18 protein-coding genes are annotated in these 25,810 nt (G+C 62.0%); 12 read left to right on the forward strand and 6 right to left on the reverse strand.

Features of this window, described 5'->3' with window-relative positions; all coding sequences use genetic code 11:
- Nucleotide 1 precedes the first annotated feature (1 nt).
- Nucleotides 2-226: a DUF2274 domain-containing protein gene (locus NKI66_RS03425; RefSeq protein ID WP_352750881.1), complete on the forward strand. Its 225-nt coding sequence runs from the start codon at nucleotides 2-4 to the stop codon at nucleotides 224-226.
- 44 nt (nucleotides 227-270) lie between these two features.
- On the opposite strand, the gene NKI66_RS03430 is transcribed toward NKI66_RS03425, so the two are convergent.
- Both NKI66_RS03430 and NKI66_RS03435 read right to left on the reverse strand, forming a co-directional pair.
- A complete protein-coding gene (locus NKI66_RS03430) occupies nucleotides 271-1,233 on the reverse strand; it encodes a LysR family transcriptional regulator (protein WP_352750884.1) in 963 nt (320 codons plus the stop codon).
- An 11-nt stretch (nucleotides 1,234-1,244) separates the two neighbouring features.
- Nucleotides 1,245-2,237 (reverse strand): class I SAM-dependent methyltransferase, encoded by a 993-nt coding sequence (locus NKI66_RS03435; RefSeq protein ID WP_352750887.1) that lies wholly within the window; start codon nucleotides 2,235-2,237, stop codon nucleotides 1,245-1,247.
- A gap of 278 nt (nucleotides 2,238-2,515) precedes the next feature.
- Here NKI66_RS03435 and NKI66_RS03440 point away from each other — a divergent pair, with 278 nt between their 5' ends.
- The 8 genes from NKI66_RS03440 (at nucleotide 2,516) to NKI66_RS03475 (ending at nucleotide 18,508) form a co-directional block, all read left to right on the forward strand.
- Entirely contained in the window at nucleotides 2,516-3,403 is an 888-nt protein-coding gene (locus tag NKI66_RS03440; RefSeq protein WP_352750890.1) for a helix-turn-helix transcriptional regulator, read from the forward strand.
- Between the two features lie 106 nt (nucleotides 3,404-3,509).
- Nucleotides 3,510-4,709 carry an MFS transporter gene (locus tag NKI66_RS03445; protein WP_352750893.1) on the forward strand — a complete coding sequence of 400 codons (1,200 nt, stop codon included), beginning with the start codon at nucleotides 3,510-3,512 and terminating at the stop codon, nucleotides 4,707-4,709.
- Nucleotides 4,706-6,118, forward strand: a complete 1,413-nt coding sequence (locus NKI66_RS03450; protein ID WP_352750895.1) for a hypothetical protein — start codon at nucleotides 4,706-4,708, stop codon at nucleotides 6,116-6,118. Before NKI66_RS03445 ends, NKI66_RS03450 begins: the two co-directional genes overlap by 4 nt.
- A 692-nt stretch (nucleotides 6,119-6,810) precedes the next feature.
- The gene (locus NKI66_RS03455) at nucleotides 6,811-8,769 is read left to right on the forward strand and encodes a hypothetical protein (protein ID WP_352750898.1); all 1,959 of its coding nucleotides are present in this window, start codon (nucleotides 6,811-6,813) and stop codon (nucleotides 8,767-8,769) included.
- A gap of 169 nt (nucleotides 8,770-8,938) precedes the next feature.
- Entirely contained in the window at nucleotides 8,939-9,823 is an 885-nt protein-coding gene (locus tag NKI66_RS03460; RefSeq protein WP_352750901.1) for a hypothetical protein, read from the forward strand.
- A complete protein-coding gene (locus tag NKI66_RS03465; RefSeq protein ID WP_352750904.1) occupies nucleotides 9,824-15,325 on the forward strand; it encodes a DEAD/DEAH box helicase in 5,502 nt (1,833 codons plus the stop codon).
- Nucleotides 15,326-15,416: 91 nt separating this feature from the next.
- Nucleotides 15,417-17,324: an ATP-binding protein gene (locus NKI66_RS03470; RefSeq protein ID WP_352750907.1), complete on the forward strand. Its 1,908-nt coding sequence runs from the start codon at nucleotides 15,417-15,419 to the stop codon at nucleotides 17,322-17,324.
- On the forward strand, nucleotides 17,324-18,508 hold the full coding sequence (locus NKI66_RS03475; RefSeq protein WP_352750910.1) for a PP_RS20740 family protein: 1,185 nt from the start codon (nucleotides 17,324-17,326) through the stop codon (nucleotides 18,506-18,508). The genes NKI66_RS03470 and NKI66_RS03475 overlap by 1 nt, the downstream gene beginning before the upstream one ends.
- A gap of 11 nt (nucleotides 18,509-18,519) precedes the next feature.
- On the opposite strand, the gene NKI66_RS03480 is transcribed toward NKI66_RS03475, so the two are convergent.
- Both NKI66_RS03480 and NKI66_RS03485 read right to left on the reverse strand, forming a co-directional pair.
- A complete protein-coding gene (locus NKI66_RS03480; RefSeq protein WP_352750913.1) occupies nucleotides 18,520-18,978 on the reverse strand; it encodes a very short patch repair endonuclease in 459 nt (152 codons plus the stop codon).
- A 69-nt stretch (nucleotides 18,979-19,047) separates the two neighbouring features.
- On the reverse strand, nucleotides 19,048-20,097 hold the full coding sequence (locus NKI66_RS03485; protein ID WP_352750917.1) for a DNA cytosine methyltransferase: 1,050 nt from the start codon (nucleotides 20,095-20,097) through the stop codon (nucleotides 19,048-19,050).
- Nucleotides 20,098-20,345: 248 nt separating this feature from the next.
- Between NKI66_RS03485 and NKI66_RS03490 the strand changes: the two genes are divergently transcribed.
- Complete coding sequence (locus tag NKI66_RS03490; RefSeq protein WP_352750920.1) at nucleotides 20,346-22,067, forward strand: hypothetical protein; 1,722 nt, start codon at nucleotides 20,346-20,348, stop codon at nucleotides 22,065-22,067.
- A 217-nt stretch (nucleotides 22,068-22,284) separates the two neighbouring features.
- Nucleotides 22,285-22,890, forward strand: a complete 606-nt coding sequence (locus NKI66_RS03495) for a hypothetical protein (protein ID WP_352750923.1) — start codon at nucleotides 22,285-22,287, stop codon at nucleotides 22,888-22,890.
- Nucleotides 22,891-23,569: 679 nt separating this feature from the next.
- Here the strand turns inward: NKI66_RS03495 and NKI66_RS03500 are convergent.
- Complete coding sequence (locus NKI66_RS03500) at nucleotides 23,570-23,806, reverse strand: helix-turn-helix domain-containing protein (RefSeq protein ID WP_352750926.1); 237 nt, start codon at nucleotides 23,804-23,806, stop codon at nucleotides 23,570-23,572.
- Nucleotides 23,807-23,998: 192 nt separating this feature from the next.
- On the opposite strand from NKI66_RS03500, the gene NKI66_RS03505 reads away from it, so the two are divergent.
- The gene (locus tag NKI66_RS03505) at nucleotides 23,999-24,478 is read left to right on the forward strand and encodes a helix-turn-helix domain-containing protein (RefSeq protein ID WP_352751104.1); all 480 of its coding nucleotides are present in this window, start codon (nucleotides 23,999-24,001) and stop codon (nucleotides 24,476-24,478) included.
- A gap of 16 nt (nucleotides 24,479-24,494) precedes the next feature.
- Here the strand turns inward: NKI66_RS03505 and NKI66_RS03510 are convergent, their stop codons facing one another.
- Entirely contained in the window at nucleotides 24,495-25,748 is a 1,254-nt protein-coding gene (locus tag NKI66_RS03510) for a CapA family protein (RefSeq protein WP_352750929.1), read from the reverse strand.
- Nucleotides 25,749-25,810 lie beyond the last annotated feature (62 nt).

Raw genomic sequence — 25,810 nt, forward strand, 5'->3', positions numbered from 1 at the left:
AATGGCCAAGCTGAAACTGGGGCCGATCGCCGACGACAAACCCGTCAAGGTCATGGTGGAACTCCCAGCGGCACTGCACCGCGATCTGAGCGCTTATGCCGAGATCCTCGGCCGCGAAGCGGGGCAACGGCCCGCCGATGCGCCGCGCCTCATCGTTGCGATGTTGGAGCGGTTCATTGCGACGGATCGGGGCTTTGCCAGGGCAAAGCGCTCGGAGGGTGGTTAAAAGCCGGACGACTGAAGTCAAACCGGGTCAGTCGCGCCTCCCATTCATGACGTGATTTGAGAAATCGCGCTGCGGCGTTCCGTACTTCCTGCATTGTCAGGAGTGGGCCCTGGTCGCGTTGCGGCCACCAGGTTACTTGCGGTCCCAACCAGCCGCAGAAGCGCACGCTTTGGGTTCGATTCCAGCCACACCGCCTTGATCGAACTGATGCTGTTCTGACCGTCGATGGGTTTCCACACCGTAGCGTCGATGGCGACGGTCCTGGCAAAACCTTCGCCCGCCAGAGTAACGCCTTGACCGAGTTGCACCTTGAGGATGACCGTCGCTTCGCTCGCGCGACATATTTGAATAGCGGGGCCACCATCCGCGGCAATCTTTTCCAGCAAAAGCGGATCCTGCGGCGATCCGACCGAAACCAGCAGGCAGGTATCTGCAAGATCTGCCCATCTGACCGCAGGCCTTTCAGCAAGCGGATGGCCACCGGGCAGGAGAACGAACAAGCGCTCGTGCCCAAATAGCTCGCTGCGGCATAAGGCGCCGTTCTCGAGCCCGTGCGTGAAGACGATGTCAAGGCGCCGGCGACGTATTGCCGCCAGACACTGTTCATGGGGAACGTCCTCGATGGCGATGCTCACGTCCGGATGTAAGCTGCGAAATCGATCGACAAGGCGCGCCACGAACGCCCGGCCTATCTGGCCGCACAACCCAATCTTGACGGTCTTGGCATCCTCCTGGTCGCCGCGACCACCTTCGGCCAGGGCATCGTGCAAGCCTTCATAGTGAGCCCGGACGAGGTTAGTCCAGGCCCGGCCTGCTTCGGTCAGCCGAACGCCATGGACGTCGCGGTCAAACAACTGCATGTCCAGCAATTGCTCAAGAGCAACGATGTTGCGGCTGACACAGGATTCCCTCACTCTGAGAACTCTTGCGGCCTGCCTGAGGCTGCCATGGTCGACAGCTGCGAAGACATGGTCCAGACGGCGCAACGTGTTGTTGACCTGTCTCAAGGCTCAGGAGCCTATTCCTGCGCGGCGACGCTAACCGGCAGGGTCGGATACAAGCTGGTTTCGTAGACATACTCGTGCGGAATGGCTGGAGTGGCCATCTCGGAAAGGTACCGGTTCAGGTTTTCCTCGCTATTGCTCGCCGCGAGGCTACAGAAATTTCCGCTGTTCCACGTCAGGGCGCAGTAGTTGAAATGCGCGCGTATTGCGTCGGCCATCTGTGCCAAAGTCACCTCATTGCCAAACATTGTATTCAGAACGAGGGTTTGCTTTTTCTCGATTTCGTCTGGGGGGAAATAGCGCGCCTTGAACCCGAAATCCTTCTGGTATTCGCGACGCCTGTAGTCCGGCTCCTCTGTAGCCCGGAACTTCTCGACGAAGACGAAGATTCCGTCCGGCTTGAGGTGCTGGGTCACGAACTCGATCTGGCTTGCTCTGTTTGGCGAGTACATCTGAAAGGTCGTATCTTCCAGAATAATATCGAAACCGGGGGCGAAACTTGCCAGTCGCGGATCCGAGCTCAGGACGTCCTTGGTCAACTTATGGAAGGGGCCGATGAAGAAGTCGGCGTGCGGCGGTTCGCCATAGGCCATGAAGCATTTGTAATTCTCCGCGTTCGGGCTGCACGACAGTGAGCGTACCTGTCCATCGGACAGTTCCGACAGTGTTCTCGCCATCGTGCCTTCCGCTGTTCCAAGGCTGTATAGCGCAAGCGGAGCGCCACGCTGCCGTGCGTATTTCAGCACTGCGTAGGCCATCCGGCACTCTTCCTCCAATCTGTAGGGAATGCTGCCGTGATAGTGCTGGTCAAAAAAGCCTTGGCGAGTGGCGTGCAGGGCAACCAGATCGCATAGAAGGTCATCGCTCGGCAGAAGGCGGGCGTCGGCGACGGGCTTGCGGATTGGCATCCCGCTCTTTCCAGCGGCGGTCGCGGCGAAAAAGCCGGCTAGTCCGTTGATCCGTGGGCCATGGTCGCACTCAGCCAGGAAGTCGTCGAGTCCACGCATCGCAGTATGCCTCCAGCACCGTTCCGTTGTTGAGATGCCGATACGTCGATGGGGGAAATTCCACTAAGATAAGTGGGGTCTAATATTTCGCCGGGCTCAAGTATTGGCTGAGCCAACTCGTAGGCCTGCCGGATACAGGCGGCTTTCACTCGTTTGCCATTTTTTCGCTAAAGTCACATCTTCTACCAATCCAGAGTTATTTGCGTGTTGTTCAGCAACCCATGGTTCGCCACATCATGCGACGACTGGCCACTCGCCAGTAAGGAGGCTGTGGATACGTGAATACTCTTGTCCTCGACCCGACCGAGAATCGCCGTTCACGGCACCAATCGCTTGCCCACAAGTTTGAGAGTTGGGGGAGCGTGCGGGCGGACGTAATCAAAAGAACCGGGCTTGAGCGTCAGGAGACAAGACTCCTCCAGCCAAACCATGTGTTCTTGATGAACCTGAAGGGCACGGCGGCCCGCGGAGAAGACATTGTGGATGGGCGCCGGATTGCCTTTTTGCCGCGCCGGGCCGGTTCAATCATCTTCATGCCCGCAGGCAGTGATTGGAACGGGTGGGACGAGGGGGACGCGACCGCTTCCTACCTCCTGGTCTCGATTGAAAAAGGGTTCGCCGACGATGTGTTTGCGGGAATGGCTCGCCATCGCCCGGCGGTGCTGCCGCCTTCGATCGGATTTCGGGACGGCACTGTAGAGTTGGCGTTGCAGAGGATTGCCTTGGAGCTCAAGCAGCCTGACCCCATCAGCGCAACGATGGTGGAGTGCCAGGCCACGCAATTGCTCGGGCAAATGTTAAGGTTGAACGGCGTCCACCAGGAACCGGCAAAAGGCGGTTTGTCATCGTTCGATCTCAAGCGGGCGGTGGGAATGATCGAGGCGTTGGCGGACGGCAGACCTACGCTCGCCGATCTGGCAAAGGAGGTTGGGGTTAGCCGGTTCCATTTCTGGAGGGCCTTCAAGCAGTCGACAGGCATGACGCCGCATGCATTCATTGCGCAGCGACGGTTGGAGCAATCCGCGGACATGCTGCGATCGACCAATCTGTCGGCGACGGAAATCGCGATGGAATGTGGTTTCGGCAGTTCGAGCCATTTCACGACCGCCTTTAAGCGGGCCTTCGGCGCGGTCCCCACGGAATTTCGTCGTAACTGCAGAATCTAGGCCGCCGCTTGTCGGTTCTCAGCAAGTATCGGAAAACCCCAACATCACAGTAAAGCAGGCTTGGCGGAAGAAGGTATCCATCGGCGGTCAGCCGGATACGCCGCTCATGTCAAACCTGGTTCGAATTTATCATGGCAAAGGACGGCCCAGCCGGGCCAAACCCTGCCTCGGATTTCTGGCCAGCACGCTATCGGCGGCTGTTGCCCGAAACGGCTACTACATCGCATCCGCCTGGATTCTCGTCGAGCGAGGGTACGGAGCCGCCGGCGTGGCGACGTTCCTTGCGATCGCAAGCATTGTCGAATTCATCGCGAGCCCTCTGGCCGGCGTAGCGGCGGATCGATTTGACAGGCGATGCTTGAACGTTGCGGCAGACCTCAGCCGCTTCGTCGTTATGCTGGCTACCGCTTGCGCGCTTCTCTACATGGAAGTGTTTCTGATTATCTGTCTGTCAGCAGCCCTCTTTTCGTTTTGCGACCGTGTCGCGCTTACGAGCTCTCAATCAATGATCCCCGTGATAGCTGACGGCCGCGATCTTGTAGCCTCGAATTCCGCCGTCTTCTTCGTCATGCAGATCGGCAATCTCGGCGCAGCTCTGCTTGCAGGTCCTTTGCTGCACGAGCGCTCCCCAGCCCTGCCATTCACCGTTCTTGCTACCTTCTTTTTGTTTTCAGCGGGCTGCCTAGCCTTGATGCGGCTGGAACCCGTTTCGCGTGATGTCAACATCGCCAAAATCTTTGCGGCACAAATCGATCTGAGCCTGCGTCGTCTCATTGTCGTCTACGCGCTTCTCTACACAAGCGCGGTGCTTGTCAGCGTCATGGGATCGAGCTTCGTCTTCCAGGAGCAGAAAGGTACTGCCGTGGATTTCGGCTACCTTGAGGCTGCATGGTCGACGGGCTCACTGATCGGCGCGGTCTCTCTGTTCCGGATTGAAAGAGCGATGAGTACCCACGCGCGGCATCTCATGCTTTTGGGCATAACGGCGCTGGTACTCATGGCGTTGGCATATCTAAGGACGCCTTGGACAGTGGTTCTTTTTGCCGCGCTCGGATTTATATACAATCTTGGACGCGTCAGCGTTGAAGTCACATTGCAGTCGCGAGTGTCGGTCTATCTGTTGGGCCGGGCAAAAGGCATTATGCACAGTGTGGCCGTGGCGCTCGGATTACTCGTCTTCGGCATCGCCGCCGCTGTAGGAGATCGAGCATTTCCTTCGACGATTTTCTTCAGCTTTGGCGTGGCGCTCCTCGTCAGTATTTTTGTGTTTGAGCGTTGGTGTAATTCAGACACAAGAAAAAGGTGAATCGTGAGGTGGAAGAGCTAACAGCAGGCGTTGATGCGAAACAGGCAGTCCTGGGGTCGCTGACGGCACTCTACCCCTGGATGAGCCCATACCATTCCCGGCCGATCCGCGATTATGCGTTTCGCCTGTTTACGGCGCCGGCTTCGGTTCCCATGCCAGAAATCCGGCTCCGAGCCTTCACCAAACTGCTCGACGTCATCAGGAAGGCAGCGACCCGAAACGGGTTGTCTGCCGATACCGCCTTGGAAATCTGCAGGGATTTCGAAAGGCGGCGCGTGTTGCAGACAGGCCCCCATTTGTTTCTCCTCATGGAGCCAGAAGCCTATTACACGCATATCTTCAGCCTCCTTGGTCTCTCGGCGCACGGATGTTCAACCTACGTTTCCTACGCCGTTTCGACGGTGAATCTCGTTGAAAGGGCACGCAAGGGGCCAGGCTGGCTCACCGTTGGCGGCAAGCCGGTCAATCTCTTCGGCCTCAGCCGCAGCCGGATGATCGGATACAGCCTGCTAGCCGGGCGGGGACCCTATAGGTTCGAGTTGTTGCCGACGGAACCAAATACTGGGGGCGACGCGCTCACGCTGCTTCGTGCCCTTCTGCCGAAGACGCAATTCGAGCGGCCCGCGCATGCCATCAAGGCAGCCAATCTTACGCTTTGGCCAAAGATGTTCGGAGGCCGCTTTGCCTTCCTGCAGATCGACGACGAGGATATTGCCGACTTGGTGGCGGACCATCTATCGGACGAAAATTCCTGGCTGCGCATGAGACTGCTGGAAGACCCGAAGTTCGCTCCCAACATCCTTGCCGGCCTCGACGGACTCGCGTCCGGCCCCTGGAGTGGCTGGCTCGCGCGCGGTACTGATTTCTTCTGGCTGTATGAAAATGGCAAACGCCGTCCGCTGCGTCTGGTCGCCGGCGAACTCATCGATCCTGCGACCGGGATGAAGGTGGCGTGCTTCACAGCCCCCGACATCCTCGAGCGGCTGGCAAACCGCAGCCTTGTCCCGAATCTCCTGCTGATGTTTCTGGTTTTGTCGATCCTGCCCGGCGTGCGCGCGCTTGGAGGCAGCTATCAGCCGATCTACTACCCCCTGATGCGCTATGTCGTCTGCCGGGCGCTCGAGGCCGCAGGCGTGGATGGAGATCTTCGGCAGGCTCTCGCAACCGACGACCTACCGGGTGCCTGGGGGCATCGGGTAATCGAGTGTGATGATGATCCGCTCGAACTGTTCCTAAATGGCAGGAATGGCGGGGGGAGTGATCTTATCGACCGTTTGGGCGACATTTCCTTCGCCGAGGCATGTGGAAGCATGAAAGGCTTCGTGACAGACCCGTCGTGGCATGAACTTCACAGCCGGCTGCGGCACGGGCTGATTGCGCCGACCGACGAGGAATGGGCTTTTTCCTGAAATGTTTTTGTGCGACCCAGAACCTGGCATGTATGCGCCGAAACGGCAGCGTCTTTGCTAGATCGCGCTTCGTCGTAGACGCGTAATTCCCCGCTCTCTTGCATCGTCGCGATCCCCGAGCCTGCATATGTTCTCGCCCGGGTCCATTCGGAAACAGCTTCGCGGCTATCCAGCAATACAGCAATATAGAAAGCCCTCGTGAGATACCGTCTCGGATGCGACGCGACCGCGATCTTCCACCGAGTGGTAAACGGGTCGCGGACCGAATTTATGGACATATTGGCTGCTCACGGCAAGTAATGTCCGAGTAGTATTGCGCGACGTCAGGTTTGGTTTAAGTTGTGCCTCGGTTGGGGGAGATTGTCGGAATGTTGAGGTTGTCGAAGGAAAATGCCGGGGCGAATCTTCGAGGTTGCCTCAGCTTCTCGAGAGGGATTCAGTCGGCACCTACCATCTTACAACTGCGACTCGCGCTGCGCTGCCCCGCCGAGGCGTGGAGCTGACGGGTGCTGGGGTTCCTCCGTTCGGCCCGCCGTTTCGCTGAGAGGCTGCTCCGTCGCACGCTAAATATGTTCGGCGGCCGGAAAACTGAGCCGTTCGCGCCAGTTTCAGCCCGTGAGGGCAGGGCGGCGGCGGTAGCGAAACGGGGAGGACCTTCTCTCCCGGCTCACGTCGAGGCATCGGCGGTGGGTTTGACGCGGGGCGAACTGAGCAGCAAGGACGATGTCGCCGAGATGGCTGACATGTCCGTCATCGCGGACTCCGATATGGAAGACATAGCATCGGTCGGCATCACTTCGGCCGACGCAGGGCCATTGGACGCGGCCGGGTCTCACGACTCGCCCGGGGAGGAGCAGGTTCAGGCTGAGGAAGTCGAAACTGGAGGGCGGCGGGGTGATGAGGCAGTGTATGATGTCGCCGCCGTTGCGGCACCCCAGGTGCTGCCGGAGTCGGAGTGGCTCACGCCCGTGACTGATGCTCGCCGCCCTCTAGATGAGTTGGTAAGCGTCGCACGGGCTGAATGCATCGGAGGCGGGGGGCCGCCTTTTGCAGCAGCCGAGATCGCAAGCTCGGAGGTTGCCTGCCGCGCGCCGATGGAAGTCGCCTTGACCGCTCCGCCTTTCATTGGCGTAACGGAAGAGTTATTTGAGGACGCAGCCGATGCTCCCCAGTGTGCTAGGGTCGAGCCGGCGATCGCTCCTGCGTGCTGCGCCGATTTGCCAGATAAATCCGATGAGGACGACCACATTATCCCACGCCAGCCGGCGACCGGGGATGTTGGGCGGCTCGCCATCGCCGGAACGGAAACGACCGAAGTGCCTCAAGTGGCCGATGTACCCACTGGCACGCCCGAGCCTGCCCTGTTGGGACCCGGCGCGTCGCCGGATGGCGGTTTCCCGGACGTGACGGTATTCGATGCCGAGTCTAATGCAATCGAGGTCCCCCATCCGGAGATAGCTCCAGACATCATCGATCCAGCGTCCTCAGGACCCGAGCGGTCCACCCCCCAAGGCGGGGTGGTGCCCGGCGAGAATGAAGCCGGCCGAGAGCCGGGGCCTGGCCGGCCGCCGACCTACCGCCCAAGACTCGAACGGTCGCGGACTAAGCGCGAACCCGGGCTTCCCGCTGCCAACGCGGAACGTGAGTATCAGGATCTGGAAGCGGACCTTCAGCTACTATTCGGCCCGGGTGATTGGGGGATTGAACTGAGCGCGCTGCTGCGCCAGCCGGTCGGCGCTGAAGAAGTCGCGGTATTGGAAGGCGGAGACGAAACTTGGCTGGGCGCGCTGGATGACCGGCTCCTCGAGCCGCTTGCGCTAGCGGATTGTGCCCGTGTCCTTTCGGAAGGTCTGTCAATCGCGGCTGTGGGGTTGAACGCCCGGTGGCACCGCTCGTCGCGGGACATTCACATCTTCGGGGAGCATCCGAGCGTCGCAGGATTCGTCAGCCAACCTCGCGTTGCGATCGGGCGCGAGAACGTGGTCGTCTGCAAGGAAGATCTCGCCGGCGTGGCGCTCGCCCAGATCGCAGCCACGGGCGCCACCGCTCCCATGAGGATCGAGGGTCCGGGAGTTCCGGCCAATTGGTTCTGCTGGCGCGGCATCCGCCCGGCCCGGCCCTCAGCTCCCCAGGATGGCCCGGCGATCCTCCATGCACTCGATCCGCTGCCTGCCGTGTCGATCGAATTGGCGGGAGGCCTGCAGCTTGCGCGTGGAAGGTGGCTAGAAGGGCACCCGCCTTCGATCCGTTTGCTAGGGCTGTTGGAGCCAGGCGAACCCGTGCGTATCGACGGCCGTACCGCGTCGCTCGAAGGCGACGGTACCTGGGCCGCAGAGGGCTGGGACCGCCGAGGTGGTCATCGAATCGAATATGGCGGCATTACTGCCACCACGAGGTCGAACCTGGTGCCTTGGTCTGGGATTGGTGGCCCGCGTGGGGTGAGACGACGGCTGTGGCGGGTGCGCTCGCCTCGGAGAATGGAGGTAAATACTTCCATGTCGATCCCTTCGCACATCTGCTCGGTGCAGCGCCGGGTGAGATTTGTGGCTTTAGCGCAGCGATCGGCGGCATCTACGTCGCCAGGCCGGAATTCACTCCGGTATGGCTTCTGGCTCGCGCCGCGAGCATGCGCAGCTCAAAGCCCTCCCTGATCGGCGCACCGCTCGCGCCCTCCGCGTCGGCCGACGCGGCGACCTCGGCGATCATCCGGTGGGCACGGACAATCTGCTCCGCTGGACGCGCCGGGGCACGCGGATCTGCGGATCGGCGTTTGTGGGACCAGTATCTGGCGGTTGCCAAGCGAAAACGAAGGCCGCCGCGATGAACGAGCTTCTCCAATGGGTGTCGGCGGTCGCATACGGCACCGACGCTACTTTCAAGCGTAAAGCAGCGGAGCTTCTTCCTTCCTTGCGGGGCGGGCCAGCCGCTCACAACCGGGCGATGTGGGCGTTCGGCAGCCTGGCGCACTGTGAGTTCGGCCACGCAGCCGGAGGCGGGTGGCGCGTGGTACCGCCGATGCTTGCCGCCGGCGATCCCGCGACTTCGGCGACCGCTGTCCTGTGCGGTGCGCGCAGCGACGCGATCCTCGAGCGCCTGGCTTCCGCGGCAGCCGGAAGGATGTTCACGCTTCCGCAGAGAGGAGCCCCTGATCTAGTGCGCGTCGAGGCAGCATCGGCCGGAGAGATGATCGGCCTGGCGCGTGAAGTGGGCATCCCCGTGCAATGGAACGCCTCGCTGGCCGTGCTCGCAGCCTACCGAGTCCCGTCGCCTGCGAGCTTTCCGGAGACGGCGTTGCCCAGCGGCGGGTGGAAGGTGTCGCGATTCTCCCGCTCGGGAATGGACTGGACTGCCTCGACTCTGGCGGAGGCCGGGTGTGCGCAGCGCGGCCTCTTCCGATTCAGCTCTGACTACGGCACCCGCCATATCGTCAGGCACGCCGGGATCTCCCGCGACGCACCTCCGGCCGTGGCGAAGTTCTGGGTCCTTGGCCGCCGACAGCGTGCGATGCGGCTTGACCTGTCCAAGGGCATCGCCAGCTTTCCGATCACGGTCCGGCCGCCAGGCCTCATCGACCGCGCGCTGGTGGTCTGCTCCGGCACGCTGCCGTCCATTGCAGAGCGGCGCCTCGTTTACTCCGGGGTGACCGCCCCGGTTGCTGCGGCAGTGTCAGCCGCCCTGCGAAACATTGGAGAGGGAGCTAAGTAGTTGACGAACCCGGTTGCGATTTTCGAGCGTATGCGCGACATCTATCTGCGCTACCTCGATAGCCCCTTCGACCTTCGATATGACAGCCTGGTCGCCGAGCGCCGCGCGCTTCTCGATGCCGACGGGCGCCTCTACCGCCGCCCGCTCATCGAGCCGGCACCGCCATATGCTATGAGCGGCCGCAACTTCGCCGCCGCGGCATCCGACATCCTCGGCGGATCCCTCTCGCCCCAGCTCATCACAGACATATCGGACTTCGTGTCGCAGGGCCTGTTCCCCGTCGAGCGCGAGCTCTTCCAGCATCAGTTCAGCGCGCTCGATGCTTCGATGCGTGAGCGCAGGGACGTCATCGTCACCAGCGGCACGGGTTCGGGCAAGACCGAATGCTTTCTCCTGCCGCTCGCAGCGGCACTTGTCGCCGAATCCGCGCGTTGGGGAGCCCCAGGAGCCGTGCCGGCCGAGCACGACTGGTGGAACCACGACGGCCCGCAGGGACTGCGATACCACCCGCGCATCTCGCAGCGAGGTCACGAGAATTCCGTCACACGGCCGCCGGCGATGCGCGCATTGGTGATGTACCCGCTGAATGCGCTGGCGGAGGATCAGCTCGTGCGCCTTCGCCTGGGCTTTGACAGCGTAGGCGCCAGAACCTGGCTCGACAGCCACCGCCACGGCAACCGCCTCTATTTTGGCCGCTATACTGGTCGCACGCCAGTTCCTGGCGATCCGTCATCCACGAGCAAGGCAGGAGAGCTGCGGCGCGAGCTGGCATCGCTTGAGCGGGATGCATTTGCTGTCGCCGGATCACCCGAAGCTGCCCATTTCTTCCAGAGCATGGACGGTGCGGAGATGTGGTCCCGGTGGGACATGCAAGACAGCCCGCCTGACATCCTGATCACGAACTACAGCATGCTGAACATCATGCTGATGAGAGGCATCGAGGCACCTATCTTCGATGCTACGCGTGATTGGCTGAGGCTCGACACGCGGAATGTGTTCCATCTCGTAGTCGACGAACTGCACACTTACCGCGGCACTCCTGGAACGGAGGTGGCGTATCTCCTGCGGGTGCTGCTCGATCGCCTGGGGCTTCACCCGGACCACGATCAGCTCCGCATCATCGCGTCGTCCGCTTCCCTCTCTGACGATGTCGCCGGGCGCGACTACCTGCACGGATTCTTTGGCCGCGACAGGTCGCGATTCGCCGTGATCGGCGGCACGCAGCGGCCGCTGTCACCGACTGCGATGTCATCCATCGCGTCGCACGCTGCCGCGCTTGCCGCCTTTCCGGCGGCAGCCGCCTCGACAGGGACGGAGGCAGCAGCCGGCGCGCTCGAAGCCGCGATCGGGGTCAGCCAGAACGGCCATCTTCTGGCCGGGGAAAGGCTTGGCCGCGCTCTCGCGCACGTTGAGGCAGCCGATGCGCTCCGATCAGTGTGCAGATCCAACGATGGCTCTGGAAGATTGGAGCCAAGACAGACCGCCGACATCGGCGCCCGCCTGTTTCCTGCCGAGACTCCGCAGGTAGCGGCGGCTGCGGCGGAGGGCCTGGTGACTGCGCTCGCCAGCGCCGAGCTGCCGAATCGAGACTCATTGCTGCCGGTCCGCGCCCACATAATGTTCAGGAACGTGCAGGGGCTCTGGGCCTGCGCCGACCCCGCCTGCGGGCACACCCCACAGCGCTCTGACGCGCCACCTGTCGGTGCGCTCCATCACGTTCCGGCTTCCGGGTGCGGATGCGGCTCGCGTGTGCTTGAGCTCCTGTATTGCGAGCCGTGCGGCGAGGTATTCTTGGGCGGATATCGCGGTGCTACCAACAATCCGAACCAGTGGCGGCTGACACCGGACTTTCCCGATCTCGAACAGGTGCCGGACCGTGCCGGCGCGGAGCGCGACTACGGCAACTACGCGGTATTTTGGCCGTCCGCCGGGCGCACCCCGCGTTCGGCGACGTGGAGACAGGGGAACGCCCAGCGGGAATGGCGGCGTGCGCGCTTGGATCCGGCCTCCGGTATTTTGACAGCGGGCGTGACGGGCAATGGGCACATCTACTATGTTCGTTCCCAACACCAACCGCAGCGCGCCGGCAGCCCAGTTCCGCCGTCACCGGGCGCATTTCCATCTCGCTGCCCGCGCTGCGACGCGGACTGGGCGGGCCGCAACGTCGGCTCGCCAATTCGCGGCCAGCGCACGGGTTTCCAGAAGGTCGCCCAAGTCCTCGCGGATTCGCTCCTGCGCGACATCGCTCCTCCGGGCAGCGAGCGGAACCGGAAGCTGGTCGTCTTTTCCGACAGCAGGCAGGATGCGGCTAAGCTTTCAGCTGGCATGCGCCAGGCGCACCATCTCGACGCGGTTCGCCAGGCGGTCGTGGCTGCACTGGAAGTCGCAGGCCAGGGACCTGCCGCGTTCCAAAGGCAGGTCGCTGGTGCCCAGCTCACACCGGAGGAGGCCGCAGCAGCAGCAGCCTTTGTGCTAAGTTCGCCGCAGGACGCAATGGTCATCGGATCGGCTACTGGCCCGTTGGCGGGGCAGCCGTGCCCCTATTCACCCGGCTCCACTTTCGCCCAGGCGGCGGCGGCGATCCTCGCCCGGACAGCGGGGCCGTTCCTCGTCGGCGACCTGTTTCGCGATGCAGAACTCCGGCTTCTTGCAGCCGGCATCAATCCGGGAGGGTACGCCCAAGACAGCCTTTGGACCGATCCAGATCGGAAGACGGGCAACTGGCGGGAGCTGTTTGACTGGGCAACCTCGCCGCCATCGCCATTGCCAGGAGGGCTGTCGATCGAGCAGGACGAGCATCTTCGGCGGCTGCGCCGCAATGCTCATGCGGCGGTGCTAAACGTGATTTTCGCCTCGGGACGCCGTGGACTGGAGGCCCTTCAGATCGCCCACGCCGCCGTCGGGTCGGGGGCGCCGGGAGACGGCGACGCGGTCGTTGTCCAAGCGGCAGACAGCACGCTTCGGCTCCTCGGCGAGCGCCGCCGCATCGATGGCGAGCCCTACACCGCCCTAGGTGCACCGACCGCCCCGGGCTTTGTCCGAGACTATCTGGACGAGGTCGCAAGGGTCAACGGGAGATCCGCCGCGGCATTGGTGACGGCAGTTGAAACCCGGCTGTCCCATGCCGGGCTAGTCACGAGCTGGCTGATCCAGCCGAACCGCCTGCGCATCGCGCGCGTTGGTGGTGGATCGTGGGAATGCGGTGCCTGCCGACGCGTCCATCTCCACCCGAGTGCGTCGGTATGCACCGATTGCCAAGGCCAGCTGGTAGGGCCCCAGCCTGTTGGGGCCGGCGCGACAGCAGAGGACTACTACCTATATCTGGCAAGGGGCGCGGGACCGCTTTTCCGCCTCAACTGCGAGGAGATGACGGGACAGACCGGCAAGGCCGAGGCGCGCGCGCGTCAACGGCTCTTCCAAGGTGTCTGCCTGCCCGCTCCCGAGGAGATTCCGCTCGTCGACACTATCGATCTCCTTAGCGTGACGACGACGATGGAGGCTGGTGTCGACATTGGACCGCTGCTCGCAGTCATGATGGCGAACATGCCGCCGCTGCGGTTTAACTACCAGCAGCGGGTCGGTCGTGCCGGCCGGCGCGGCACCGCGCTCTCCATCGCGCTGACGCTCTGCCGCGGTCGAAGCCATGACGACTACTACTTCCAGCGGCCTGAGAAGATCACGGCCGATCCTCCGCCGCAGCCTTATGTCGACCTCACGGTGGAGCCCATAGTCCGGCGCGTCCTGGCGAAAGAGGTTCTCCGCGAGGCGTTTGCAGCACTCCAGCTGTTTCCCGCGGCATCCGCAGACAGCGTTCATGGAGAGTTCGGGGAGACCGCCGCATGGGCGCAGCCCTTAGGCGGTTTTGGCGGTGGGGCTGGCCCGACAGTTCGTGCTCAAGTCTCCGCCTGGATCGGTAGGAACGGGCCTAGGATATCCGCGATCTGCAGTGTGCTTCTTCAAGCAGCGGCTCCCGTTCTTCAGGTGCGCCAGGGCAGCTTGGAGGCGTGGGTCGCCGCGACCCTCGTGGGGGAGATCGACGCTGCCGTGGCCAGCCCTCACCTGGTGCAGACGCAGCTCAGCGAGCGGCTGGCCAACGCCGGCATTCTTCCGATGTTCGGCTTCCCGACCAGGACGCGCTATCTATTTCACGGTCGGCCGGGCCGGGGACAGTGGCCGCCAGCCGATGTCGTTGATCGTCCCCTCGATCTGGCGATCAGCCAGTTCGCTCCTGGGTCGGAGACCGTTAAGGAAGGCATGATCCACACGGCAATCGGCGTGGTGGACTATCAGCTTCGGGGAGGCATCCCCACAGAGATAGCAAACCCACTCGGACCGCCGATCCCCACGGGCATCTGCCGGCGGTGCCAGTCGATCGACGCCGCCGCCGTCCCTGCGTTCTCCTGTCAAGTGTGCGGCGCGGGGGCCGCCGATTACCAGGTCGTCGATCTCTCGGAGCCGCGCGGCTTCAGAACTCGGTTCGGCTCCGAGCGGGATTATGATGGGACCTTTGAGTGGACACCGCGCGCGACGCGGCCAAAGCTTGGCCTTGCGGGGCCTCCGCTCGCGCCGCACTGCAATTTCGGCATCCACAGCGGCGGCCAGACGGTCCACGTGATCAACGACAACAACGGGCAACTGTTCGAGTTCGAAAGGTTCTGGGACGAGACCTGGGCAACGCGTCAAGCCCTTAGCAAAGTCGACGCGGCACCTCGGACCCAACCCACAGGCGGTCCCGACCGCCGGGCGCTGGCCGCGATAAGCCGCACCGACGTGCTCGTCGCCGGGGTCGAAGTGTGGCCATCCGGCGTGTTTGCCGATCCGCTGCATGTCGAGGGCCGGGCGGCACTATACTCGTTCGGGTTCCTGCTGAGGCGGGCTGCGGCGGTCCGCTTGGATGTTAGCGATAGCGAGCTCAAGGTCGGGTTGCGCACGACAGTTGCGGCGGGGAACGTCGTCGGCCAGGTATTCCTCTCGGACACGCTTGAGAACGGTGCGGGCTACAGCACCTTCCTGGGAGCGCCAACCGAGTTTGAAGCGGTGCTGAACGATGTACTTGGACCCGGCCTCCTCGGCCGGTTCCAGGTTATGGCCAACCCGCGCGACCATGGCACGGTGTGCCAGACATCCTGCCACGAGTGCATGCGCGACTATGGAAACCTGGCCTACCACAGCATCTTGGACTGGCGTCTCGCGGTGGATGTCGCGCGGCTCTGCCTAGACGTGGCGGCTCCCATCGACTTCTCGCCTCCCTATTGGACCGGCGTTGCGCAGTATGCCGCAGACCGGGTGCATGCCGCGCTTCCGGGATCGTCGCGGACGACCCTCGCAGGACTGGAGGCGGTCGTCATCGCGAGCCGCGCGATCGTAATCGGACATCCGCTCTGGGATGTCCGCCAAGGCATGACCCACCCTGCGCTGACCGCCGCCGAGGTTGCTGGCATGCAAAATGGCCTAACCGTCGAGTTCCGCTCCACGTTCATGGCGATCAGGAGGCCAATCTGAAACTGCTGGACACAGGGGGAGGGGCGCGGCAAAACGGCACTCGCGGTGCAGCATGCAGCCGCAGCGTGCTCCAGCACAGATAGGGGGATTGATGCAGGATCGCGCTGAAGAACTGGCGCTTGAGATACGTCGTGGCCGTCAGAGCGGAGACGTCGTCCGAACGACGCTCCGTGTCGACGACCGCGTGCTCGCCCGCGTCACCGATGGCATCTACCGCCGGCCGTCGTCCGCGTTCCGCGAGCTGATCTCGAACGCCTATGATGCGGATGCCACCGAGGTCATCCTGCAGACCGATGCGCCGCGCTTCGAGCGCATTGTCGTCCGAGATAACGGCCTCGGGATGTCGCCCGAGGTCCTGGCTGATCTCGTGACCCACATCGGTGGCAGCTCAAAGCGGACCGCCAAGGGTAAGCGTCTCGGGACAGCGAACCTATCGGACCCGACGCTCTCCCCCGGCGGGCGTCGGCTTATTGGAAAGATTGGGATCGGGCTCTTCTCGGTCGCACAGCTGACGCAGCATTTCCAGGTGATCACAAAGCGTCGCGGGGACGACTTCCGGACCTCTGCGGTCGTTGTCTTGAAGACTCACACAGAGGAGATGCTCGCCGCCGCCTCCGACAGGCACGCCTTCGAGACGGGCACCGTCACGATCATGAGCGAGCCCGCGACCGACATCGAGACGCAGGGCACCGAGATTGTCTTGATGGAGATTACGCCACAGGCGCGCGAGCTGCTCCAGGGCCTCGACAGGTGGACCTTTCTCGACCGAGCAGAGGCCGGGGACGTGGATGGCGCTCCCCCAATGCCACCGAGCTACCATATCGGGCGGGTCGCACGCGACGATGCCGATGTATATCTCGAGCAACCCCGGCTGCCATGGGACGCGTCCGATGCCCCGGGTGCCAGGTTCCGGAAGCTGTATGCAGCGGTGCGCCAAGAAGTCCGCACACGCAAAGCTACGCCCAACATCGAGGAGTCTCTCGATCACTATCTCGGAATGATCTGGTTGCTCAGCCTGGCGGTGCCCGTCCCTTACATTGACCGGCATCCTTTCGAGCTGACGGCCGGGGACGGGATCGGCTTCTACAGCCTCACTAGCAGGTCGGCGGAGCCTGTGGAGCTGACAGGTACAGAGACCATCGGGCAGCGGCTTGGGCTGACGAGCACCGTCGACCCAGTCGGCTTGTTCCGCGTGCTCCTCGACGAGGTCGAGCTGCTGCGGCCGATCTCGTTCGACAGGGATCTCCACGGCACTAGCGATATCGGTCGCCCGCTGATGTTCTTCGGCAAGGTGACATCTGGTCTGGGAGCGGTGCCCCCCGATATTGGCGGAGGGGCGCTGTCCTTCGAAGCATATCTATACTGGAACCAGAAGATCACCCCCAAGGAGAACAACGGCTGCCTCGTCCGCGTGAACAACGCGAGCGGTGTCCTCTTCGATCCGTCGTTCTTAGGCTATCAGGTTTCCGAACTGACCCGTTTGCGCCAGCTCATGTCGGAGGTCTTCATCACCGAGGGGCTCGATGCCGCGCTCAACATTGACCGTGAGTCCTTCAACTACAGCCATCCGCACTACCAGTATCTCCAGAAGTGGGTGCATTTCGCCGTCCGCCAGACGACCAACCGGCTCAAGCAGCTCAATAAGGAGTTGCTTGAGGCACGGCGGGCGGCCGTGGCCGACAATCGTGTCTCTCGCCTTGAGAGCCTCGTCGAGCGCGTCTGGCGCGACCGGAGGGGCTCGGATGCCGAGCCCCCACCAGAGGTCAGGCTGGCGCCGGGCGGCCAAGCCCTCCTCGCGGACCGCGAACGCGGCGTACTGGTATTCAACGCTGACACTTTCGAGGCTGAGGCGGCAGCGCGCGGCAGCACCGTCGAGAACACCCAGCTTGAAGCATTGGTGAAGGTGTTGAGCGCCTGGGGGCTGCTCGACAACCTCTCGTGGGAGGACCAGCAATCGCTTGTCGCGGACATCGCAGCAGTGTTCGGAGCCCGCCCCTGATGGAGGAGTTCAACGACGACGAGATTCTCAGCCGGATCCTGCGCAAACCGACCGACGAGGAGCCCTCACTGCATCCATTCAAGCCTTGGCACCGCCCACGCAAGCAGTGGGTCAGGCGATACCAGTGGCACGACTCGCTTCTTCACATGCTTCGTGAGACGCACTTTCCGGGTGACGCAAGGACGGTGCGCTATCTCAGCCTGCCCGGCGAGGATCTCCTTGACGTGCGCGTGCTCCGGGAGGCATGCGAGCAGGCGGGCCTCGATCTTCGCTTCACTGGCCTCAACTCGGTGCGGCGGGGGTCAGCGGACGACGTGCAGCTGAACATCTCTGAGAGCGAGGTCCGAGGTCTCGCGCGAATCCACAGCGGCTCGATGATCTTGCGCGAGCGGTTCGAATCTATCGCGAACCGGGGATCGCTTGCATACGCCGAGGTGCGGGGCGGCGGACCCTTTCATGCGGTGAACATCGATCTATGCGATCATATCGCGTTGCGCGCGGCTGGCGCCGGGCGAGCGACCGTAATCGACGCGCTCGCCGAGCTCATCCAGCTGCAGCTAACCAATGCGATCCATCCATGGCTGCTGTTCATAACCACACGCGTGGCACCGGACCGTATCGACGCTCGGAACCTTGCCGCGCTGATAGAGGCTATCTCGGACAATATAGCAGCGAGCGACGAGTTCGGACGACAGACTGGGGAGCTGCTCCGTGCCGAGGGCGACAGGCTTACTGCCGTGCTCGCCGATCCAGGCTCACTGGACCCGCGGGCCTTCATGAACCTATTCGCACTCGGGTTCGGCAAGTGGCTGCTGCGGTTCGTTGGAGCGGCTCATCCGGAGCGCACGCTTCAGATGCTGCCGGGCTGCTTCTACGCAGTGATCCCGGATCATCCCGACATGCTGTCGCTTGGTTTCCGTTGCGATGTCGTGCAGGTGCCCGCGCATGACCGCTATCGCTTGGTCGGCGGGGACGCTGAGATCGCCATCGCAAACGAAGTGGACCATGGCCTAAGCCTGATCGGCGCGACCGGCGAGTTATTCGATCTCGACGAGATGCTTGGGCGGGAAGCTCAGCTGCTTGAGTCCCTGACGATCGAATCCACAGATCTGCTCCGGTCGGCACATTACGACGTGGATGGTGCCGCCGGATACCGGGGCTGGTTGGAGGCCAATGCTGCGTAGCGCGCGGCACGTCAGACCGCCGCTGTCTCTTCGTCCTCGGTATGTCCCGCGCGGCCGGGGACGTGTCCCAACACAGACGCAAGGTAAGTTGCCAGGTCCGGCTTCCTTGCGTCGCACTCCCAAACAACCAGAACCCTCCACCCCAGCGCCGTGAGGGCAGCGGTGATCTTCACGTCCCGCTCGCTGTTGCGCTGGAATTTCGCTGACCAGTAATCTTGCCGGGTGCGGGGCATTCGCGCATCCCGGCAGCCATTGTGCTGGTGCCAGAAGCACCCATGGACGAGTATGATGGTCCGATGCCTCGGGAGCACGATGTCCGGCGTGCCGGGGAGATCACTGCGATGCAGCCGGAAGCGGAATCCGAGCCTATGGAGTGCGCGGCGCACCATGACCTCGGGCTTGGTGTCCTTCGATCTGAACTGCGCCATCATCTTGCGACGAGCGACATCGTCGAGCACGTTCTTGGTCACCTGCATTACCCAAAGCTCGGCAGTGAGCCTCAAATCTTCAAGTGGCAGGGCGATTATCGAAGCGTCGGCTCAACCTCGTGCGCGCTGCTTCTCAGCTCGCCCGGCCGCGATCTGGGCATCCAGCTCCGCGACCCGCGCGCGTACCGAGGCCGCGACAGCTGCGGCAACCGGAGGGGGCACCGCCTCGCTCACCTGGATGATCTGAGAGGAGAGGCTGCCGAGGAGCTCGTACTTCTTGGGGAACCCCTGGAGCAGCATTGCCTCGTAGACACTAAGCCGACGCTGGCAATCGGGGTGGATGTGAACCTCTCGGTGTCCATAGGCTACCGTTGGACTTGGAGATTCCCAAGCCAGAGTCTTGAAGCTGCGATTGCGTCCATCGCCAGGCCGAAGCGCTCCCGGTGTCGTGAACTTCGGCGATTTCGGACGCATGCACCAGTGGTTGGGGTGGTGCGCGATGCCGGAGGGTTTGAGATCGCGATCAAAGAACGTAGCATCGGGCAGATCACCGATGGCACCTCTGACATCGGGCCGCCGCCCATCTGCGGTGACTACCTTGGCAGGCGGAGACCAGGCCGCTTCGCCGTATAGCTCCCGGTTCAGCCCGATTACGAAAACACGCTCGCGTATCTGCGGCGTGGCGTAGTCAGTCGCCAACAGGACGGCACGGCTGAGCGAGAAGCCAGCATCGTCGAAAGCTTTCTCAATTCGTCGGAGCCGATGCGCGTGCCGGTCACTCATCAGGCCGGTCACGTTCTCCATGACGAAGAACTTCACCGTTTTGCGCTGATTGAGCGACTTCAGAAGCTCGGCGTATGCCAGCGGCAGAGAGTGCCGCGGATCGGCCTCAAGGTACACGGTATTGGCGCGGCTGAAACTCTGGCACGGAGGCCCGCCAATGATGCCCTCAGGCTCGAAGGTGGCCCCATGCAGTCTGTCGAGCTCGGCCAGTGTCAGCTTCGAGACATCACCGACGTGGCCGCGGTGCGCCCCTTTGCGGTTATGATTGTACGACGCGATGCTGTCGGTACGAAGGTCGAAAGCCAATCCGATTTCGTAGTCCGTAGTCTCGAATCCCAAGTCAAGTCCACCTGCCCCGCAGAAGAGGCTGAGTAGCATCAAATGCCTCCTCGCAAATGGCAGCAATCGTCAACAGCACCCCGCGCAAGCATGCCCACGCCGACGCTGTCATCGCTCATTGCGGCCGGAATGTCGAGGAGAAAGCGTTCTCAGCCCGAGCGTACACACAACTGGAATCGGGCTGGGTCGCCTGCCTCCGAGACTGGGCAACATGACGATCGCTTACGGCTGACCCGTGGATACGCTACCCTGCATATTGCAATGCTTAATTAAGAGGTTAGCGATTCGTGGCCAGCGATCTGCGAGAGTTCTACGACTGCCTCAACCGCGAGGAGGCGGAACTAGCGACCGAGATCGCGACTGATGGATTGGGTCTTCTGATGCGCGTCGCCATCAACGAGCTTGACCTTGATTTTGAGAATCGGGGCGATGCGGTTTGTGATGCCGATCAAGAGCGCACGTATATCATGCGAATCGGCGTGGTTCGCATAATCAAGCTGGCAATGCAGGCGCATCCACGGTTTGAGGCACCTACGCTGACGTTGCAGCGCGACTTGGTGTATTCGCGTCCTGCGCTTTCATTGATCAACAAGGTCGGGACCATTGAGCACGGCCGACGGGTGGCGCAGAGCCTTGCCGCGAAAGCCGGCAGAATAGAGAGGCAGCAAGACTGCTTCCGCATCGTCCTTGCGGCCAATCTAATCGATCTCGAGCTGCATGAGCGTGAGCTCGATCAATATCATGTCAGGCGGCAGCGAGAGATTTTTGCGCGAGGATACGAGGCGCTCGTGGATGTACAGGTGGGCGACGAGGTGAGGTCGCTGCTCACCGCGCTCGTTTATCCGTTTCACACGCACTTCATAGGTTACGAGGCCGACCCTACGCTCGACGTATACTTCTTTGGGCATGCCTATAACGAGATCCAGATGTCCAAAGGCTTCGACACTTTTCACTTCTCCACAACGTTCGGCAACATGACCTTCCAGCATTACCAATTGGCGGCCATGTTCATAGTGTCGGTGGGAATGAAGCATCGGGCCTACGTGCAAGCGCTAATGGAGAAAGTGCCTACGATCCGGATCGAGGACGTCCTCACGGTGTCAGTCAACACAGATAGCTTCCTCGAGGGCCTTCGAGAATTCATCAACCAGGCCGGCGAGAAATTTGAAGGTCTCGTGTCGGTGACGGAAGAAGGCGTTCAGACAATCTTCGATGTCCTCTCCGTTAGTCGACGCAACCTGGCACTGTTGGATCGGCCCGGTGCCCCCGTACCTCCCCTGATTCAGTGCTCCGATCAGCATGTGATAAGACCCTTGGCCGGCGCGACCGCCGACAACGTGATGCTGTTCCTCCTCAACTCGCTTCAGCACAATTTCCCGACGGACTACGATCGGGCCCAGCGGGCGCGCGAGGGTGTCATGCAGCGCGCGGTCGAGAGAGTTCTCCGGACCGTGCTCCCCGAGCTGGAGTATCGAGGAAATACTAAGTTGAGGCGGGGGCGGAACGTATTGACAGATATCGACTTGGTGCTTGCGGAGCAGCGGACAGGTCGCGTGATCCTCATTCAGCTAAAGCATCAGGACCCGTACGGTGACGACCTCGCCACGAAGCAGGCAAGGACTGGGCGGCTGAACCAGCAGGTCGGAGACTGGCTGTGCAAGGTGCGCTCATGGCTGGCTGCCGTGGGCACCTCCGAGCTCCGAGCGACCCTCCGGCTCCCATCCTCCGTGAATAGGCCGGCGGTAAGCCTCTTGGTCCTGACGCGCCACTATGCGCATTCGCTCCGCCCGGTCGTCGGCGGCGACGATGCGGCTTTTTCCAATTGGACTCAGCTGGTCACTGCCGTTGCCCGGTTGCGAGAACTGAAAGGTCCGGCTGCCGCAATAGACGATCTTATCAAGGAGTTGAGGAGCTTGAGCGTTCCCGAAGAGGAGGATTATCTCCCCGAGCCTCCCAGCGACTGGACCGTCGGAAACTTGCGCTTCACCATCGAACAGGAGCGTGTTTGAGCGTTATCACGAAAGAGATCAGGTGAGTCGCACCAAATGGCTGAAATGGGGACACCATCTATCTCGCGACGGCTTCCTCCTCTAACCGAGGTTGAGGTTATACGGGTTGACTTCAAAGGCCGCTTCGCGGATGCCCACGCTTATCAGCTTTGCCCCCTTCGAGGCAGCGAGACCCCCAGAAGCTTGATCAAGCTCCTGCCCGAAACCAGGAAACCCGATGCTCAGCCTTACAGTCTTTCTAAATCTCCTCCCCGGCATCAAGCCATTGAAGGCTCGCCATCTAATCCTCGAGGGATTGCTTCTGACCAGTGAGCAGCGAAAGGATATCCGGATGAGGGATCTCAACGTATTCGACACGGTGCTGGAGGTCGGCCCCGACGCGGCGACCGCAATTATCGAGGCTTACCAGGCCGGCAAGCTGCCAATGCAGAAAGCCTCGCTTCGGCCTTCCTCGGTACCTGAAGCTGAATCCTATCTGGCCGATGCTTCCCGACTTCGTGAGGAGATCGCGGAGCGGCGACGCCTGGAGCGAGCCGTCAGCGATCCGTCGGTCCTCAGGGAAGCGGACCTCAGCAACTACCAACTCCTCGATCGTGTGTTCTTCGCAGCCAAGGGGGCGGGAGCAGGTACTCTCGTCCTCGCAGGAATCTCGGTCACCAAGAGCCTCGCCGGGTATTCGAGCAATTCCGGCAAGACGACTGGATGGCGGGTTTCGTTCTCATGGACGGCCAGTGACGGCCAGCAACGGTTGATAGAGAAAGTGCCGCCGGAGGCCGACAACCGCCGAAACGACCCGGAGCGGAACTGGGGATTGTACGACTAACCGCTTGATGGGAACCTGGGCAAGGGATTGGATTTTCGCTTGCGGTCGAGGCAGGCGAAGTCGTGCTCTGGCTTCACGTCTTGATTGGGGCGCGAAACCGATACTGCGTCGCAAGCAGGAATGGGAACTCTCGGGCAATAGCGAACTGGCCCAGAAGGGTCGCCTGTAAAACGGCAGCTTATCGCAAATCCCAGCCGAAATCCGCCAGGCCGGTAACGGCCCATTTCGGCCGCTCAATAATATCCTTCGCGACGCAGCTATCCGCCGTTTTCGGCGTGTCGCGCCTTAATACCACGACGTTCAGCATACTCGATCAATGCGAGCTCAATGACAGCGGTTACGGAACGACGTTCGGACTCTGCGAGTTGTTCAGCCAGAGCTAGCACAGATGGGTCCAAACGCGTTGTGAATGGCTTTTTTATCATTGTCGCTTTTCGGCTTGAACTTGGCGTAGAAAAAATGCATAACAAAGCACGTGCAATGCACATGCATCGCGCGTGCTACGGCCGATCATAGCTTCCAACACTCTGATCGGTCTGACCACAACCACGCTGTCAGTAGCTCGGATCATGGCTGATTCCGACAATACCACGAGTTTGCCTCTCGTCACCCGCAGCAGGGGACTTGTGGCAATTGCGATTGCGAGAACCTGTCACCTGTCTTTCAGCCAACGGGACATTCAAAGCAGAGGATCTAAGAGCCGTACACCTTCACCCTTTTGGCCAGCCGGCAGGAATTCGACACCCGCTTTTATCAGAGCCGCCTCAATGGCCTGCAAAGTGCTGATCCGGGAATCTACCTTGCCGTTTTCCAACCGGGCCAGCGCATTCAGCGACACAATTGCCTTGTCAGCAAGCTCCTGCTGCGACCAACCAAGCAAAGCCCGTGCGGCTCGAATCTGTCGTGGACTGACCATGAGTCCACAATCGGCAGGCCGATTTTCTTTGCCACATATAGGGTTATTTTACACCCTGTAAGGTATATTAAATGGCGATCGGCATTCGGGGGACCTCGGTAGGAGGCCGGGGTCACACCCTCACAATCCCGATCCGGCTGACTATGGGAGCATAGAAAGGCATTGTTGAAACCGCAACGCCTCGTCTTTCGGATGGAGCCGAAGCCAAAGATCGAGAGCGACCCGCATCCCGCCGATCAGCATGTCGGCAGGCAGATTGCGACCGTTCGCGTCCAGTCCGACGTATCGCAAGCCCAGCTTGCCCGATCGATAGGCATCAGTTTCCAGCAGCTCCAGAAATACGAGAACGCGCGCAATCGCGTGAGCGCTTCGATGCTCTACGAAATCGCCAGGTCGCTCGGCGTTCCTGTCAGTCGATTCTTCGAAGGCCTGCCGGGCAACGATGAGACCCGCGTCGAGGCGCGGCCCCTGCCGGTCGATGAGCGCCTGGATTTCATTGCCAGCGCGGAAGGGCGGCGCCTGATTCAGGGGCTGGTGAACCTTCCGCTCCGTGTGCGCGGTCGCGTCTCGTCGCTGATCGCTGGGTTAGGAGAAGAACTGGCCCTGCTAGACACAAAGGCGGACAGCGAAACGGCCGGCGAATCCGCGCCGGCCGAATGCAAGACAGTCTGACGGCCGGTCGGGCCCGTCAGCCGAATTTTCGGGCAGCGGGCACGAGAATGCGGCCGCAAGTCGAGGACACTTCGATTTCGACGCCGAACGCCCGCGAGCGGGTCGCGAATCCCTCAAGGATCTCTCTTGCCGCGCTTCCCGTCATGGCAACGGGCACCAGTCTGCCCGTTGTTGATCCGAGGGACTGAGCTTCCGCGCCGATCACGACCGGCAGGAGGTCTATTTCTGCGAGGTTTCCGCTCCCATCATAGCGGCACGCGGCGACGATGCTTTGCCAGACTTCCGGTGGGTCCCATTCGGTTTCGTCGGGGTGGACGTGGAAGAGGAAGTTTCCGAGGCCGTAAAAGATCGGCGAGTCCTTGTAGATTTCCACGGCCTGCAACACCGGCGCGCCGTGGCTGACGAAGAGGTTGGCGCCGGCGTCGATGCACATCCGGGCAAAGGTCTGCACCCAGCGCGGCACGTCCTGCCACCCTGGTTCCCAATGATGGTGGTGCAGATAGGCGATGACGAAATCGCCTTGGGCCGCCGCGTGTCGGATGGCGGATAGTTGAACACCCGCACTCCGCTGATCGACTTCGATCAGACGGCGGAAATCGGCGGCTTGCGTGAACACGGTGCCGTAGAAATTGATCTCCTTGTCGGCCGACACCTCTACCGGGTCCTCCGGTTGCGCATAGTTGGCCAGCTCAAAAGGCGAGCTTTGCAAATGAGTGCCCAGCCTTGCCAATCTGCGGAAATGTCCGTCCGGCACCCCCATCTTGCGAATGGTGTTCAGACGATTGACGCCCGGCCGAGCCGGCCGGAAGGCCGTGCGGTCTTCGGCATACATGTTGGTCGGGCCCGGGCCTGCATCCATCGCAAGAAGCGCGACCTCGCGCGCGCCCAGCCGGTGGCGGCCCGGTTTCCTCGCGTCAGTCTCGTCGGACCCGATGCCGGCATGGAGGAAGCCCCGCGCTTCCACCTCCTCCAGCGTCGAGAGGATGCCGCAGGCGCCGAGATCGAAGGCGTGGTTGTTTGCGAGCGCAAGCGCGTTGAAACCGATGGCCTGCAATGCGTCGAGAACTTCAGCCCTGGAATATCCGAAGTATTTGCCCTTGGTCGGCCACCCGCCGTGCTTGCCCAGGATCGTCGACTCGAAGTTGGTGAAGACGACGTCGCCTTGGCGCAGGAAGTCCGTGACCGCGAAGAAACGTTCGTCTTTGACGTCACGGATGTCGTGCTTGATCAGGGATTGGCCGGTAACGACCGCGCAGAACTGGTTTTTCATGGGGCTCGCCTTGAGGGAGGGGAGGGCGCAGGCGTTCCGGCCCGCGCCACGTCAATGTCGAA

Source organism: Mesorhizobium sp. M0518 (assembly GCF_040321125.1).
Taxonomy (GTDB): domain Bacteria; phylum Pseudomonadota; class Alphaproteobacteria; order Rhizobiales; family Rhizobiaceae; genus Mesorhizobium.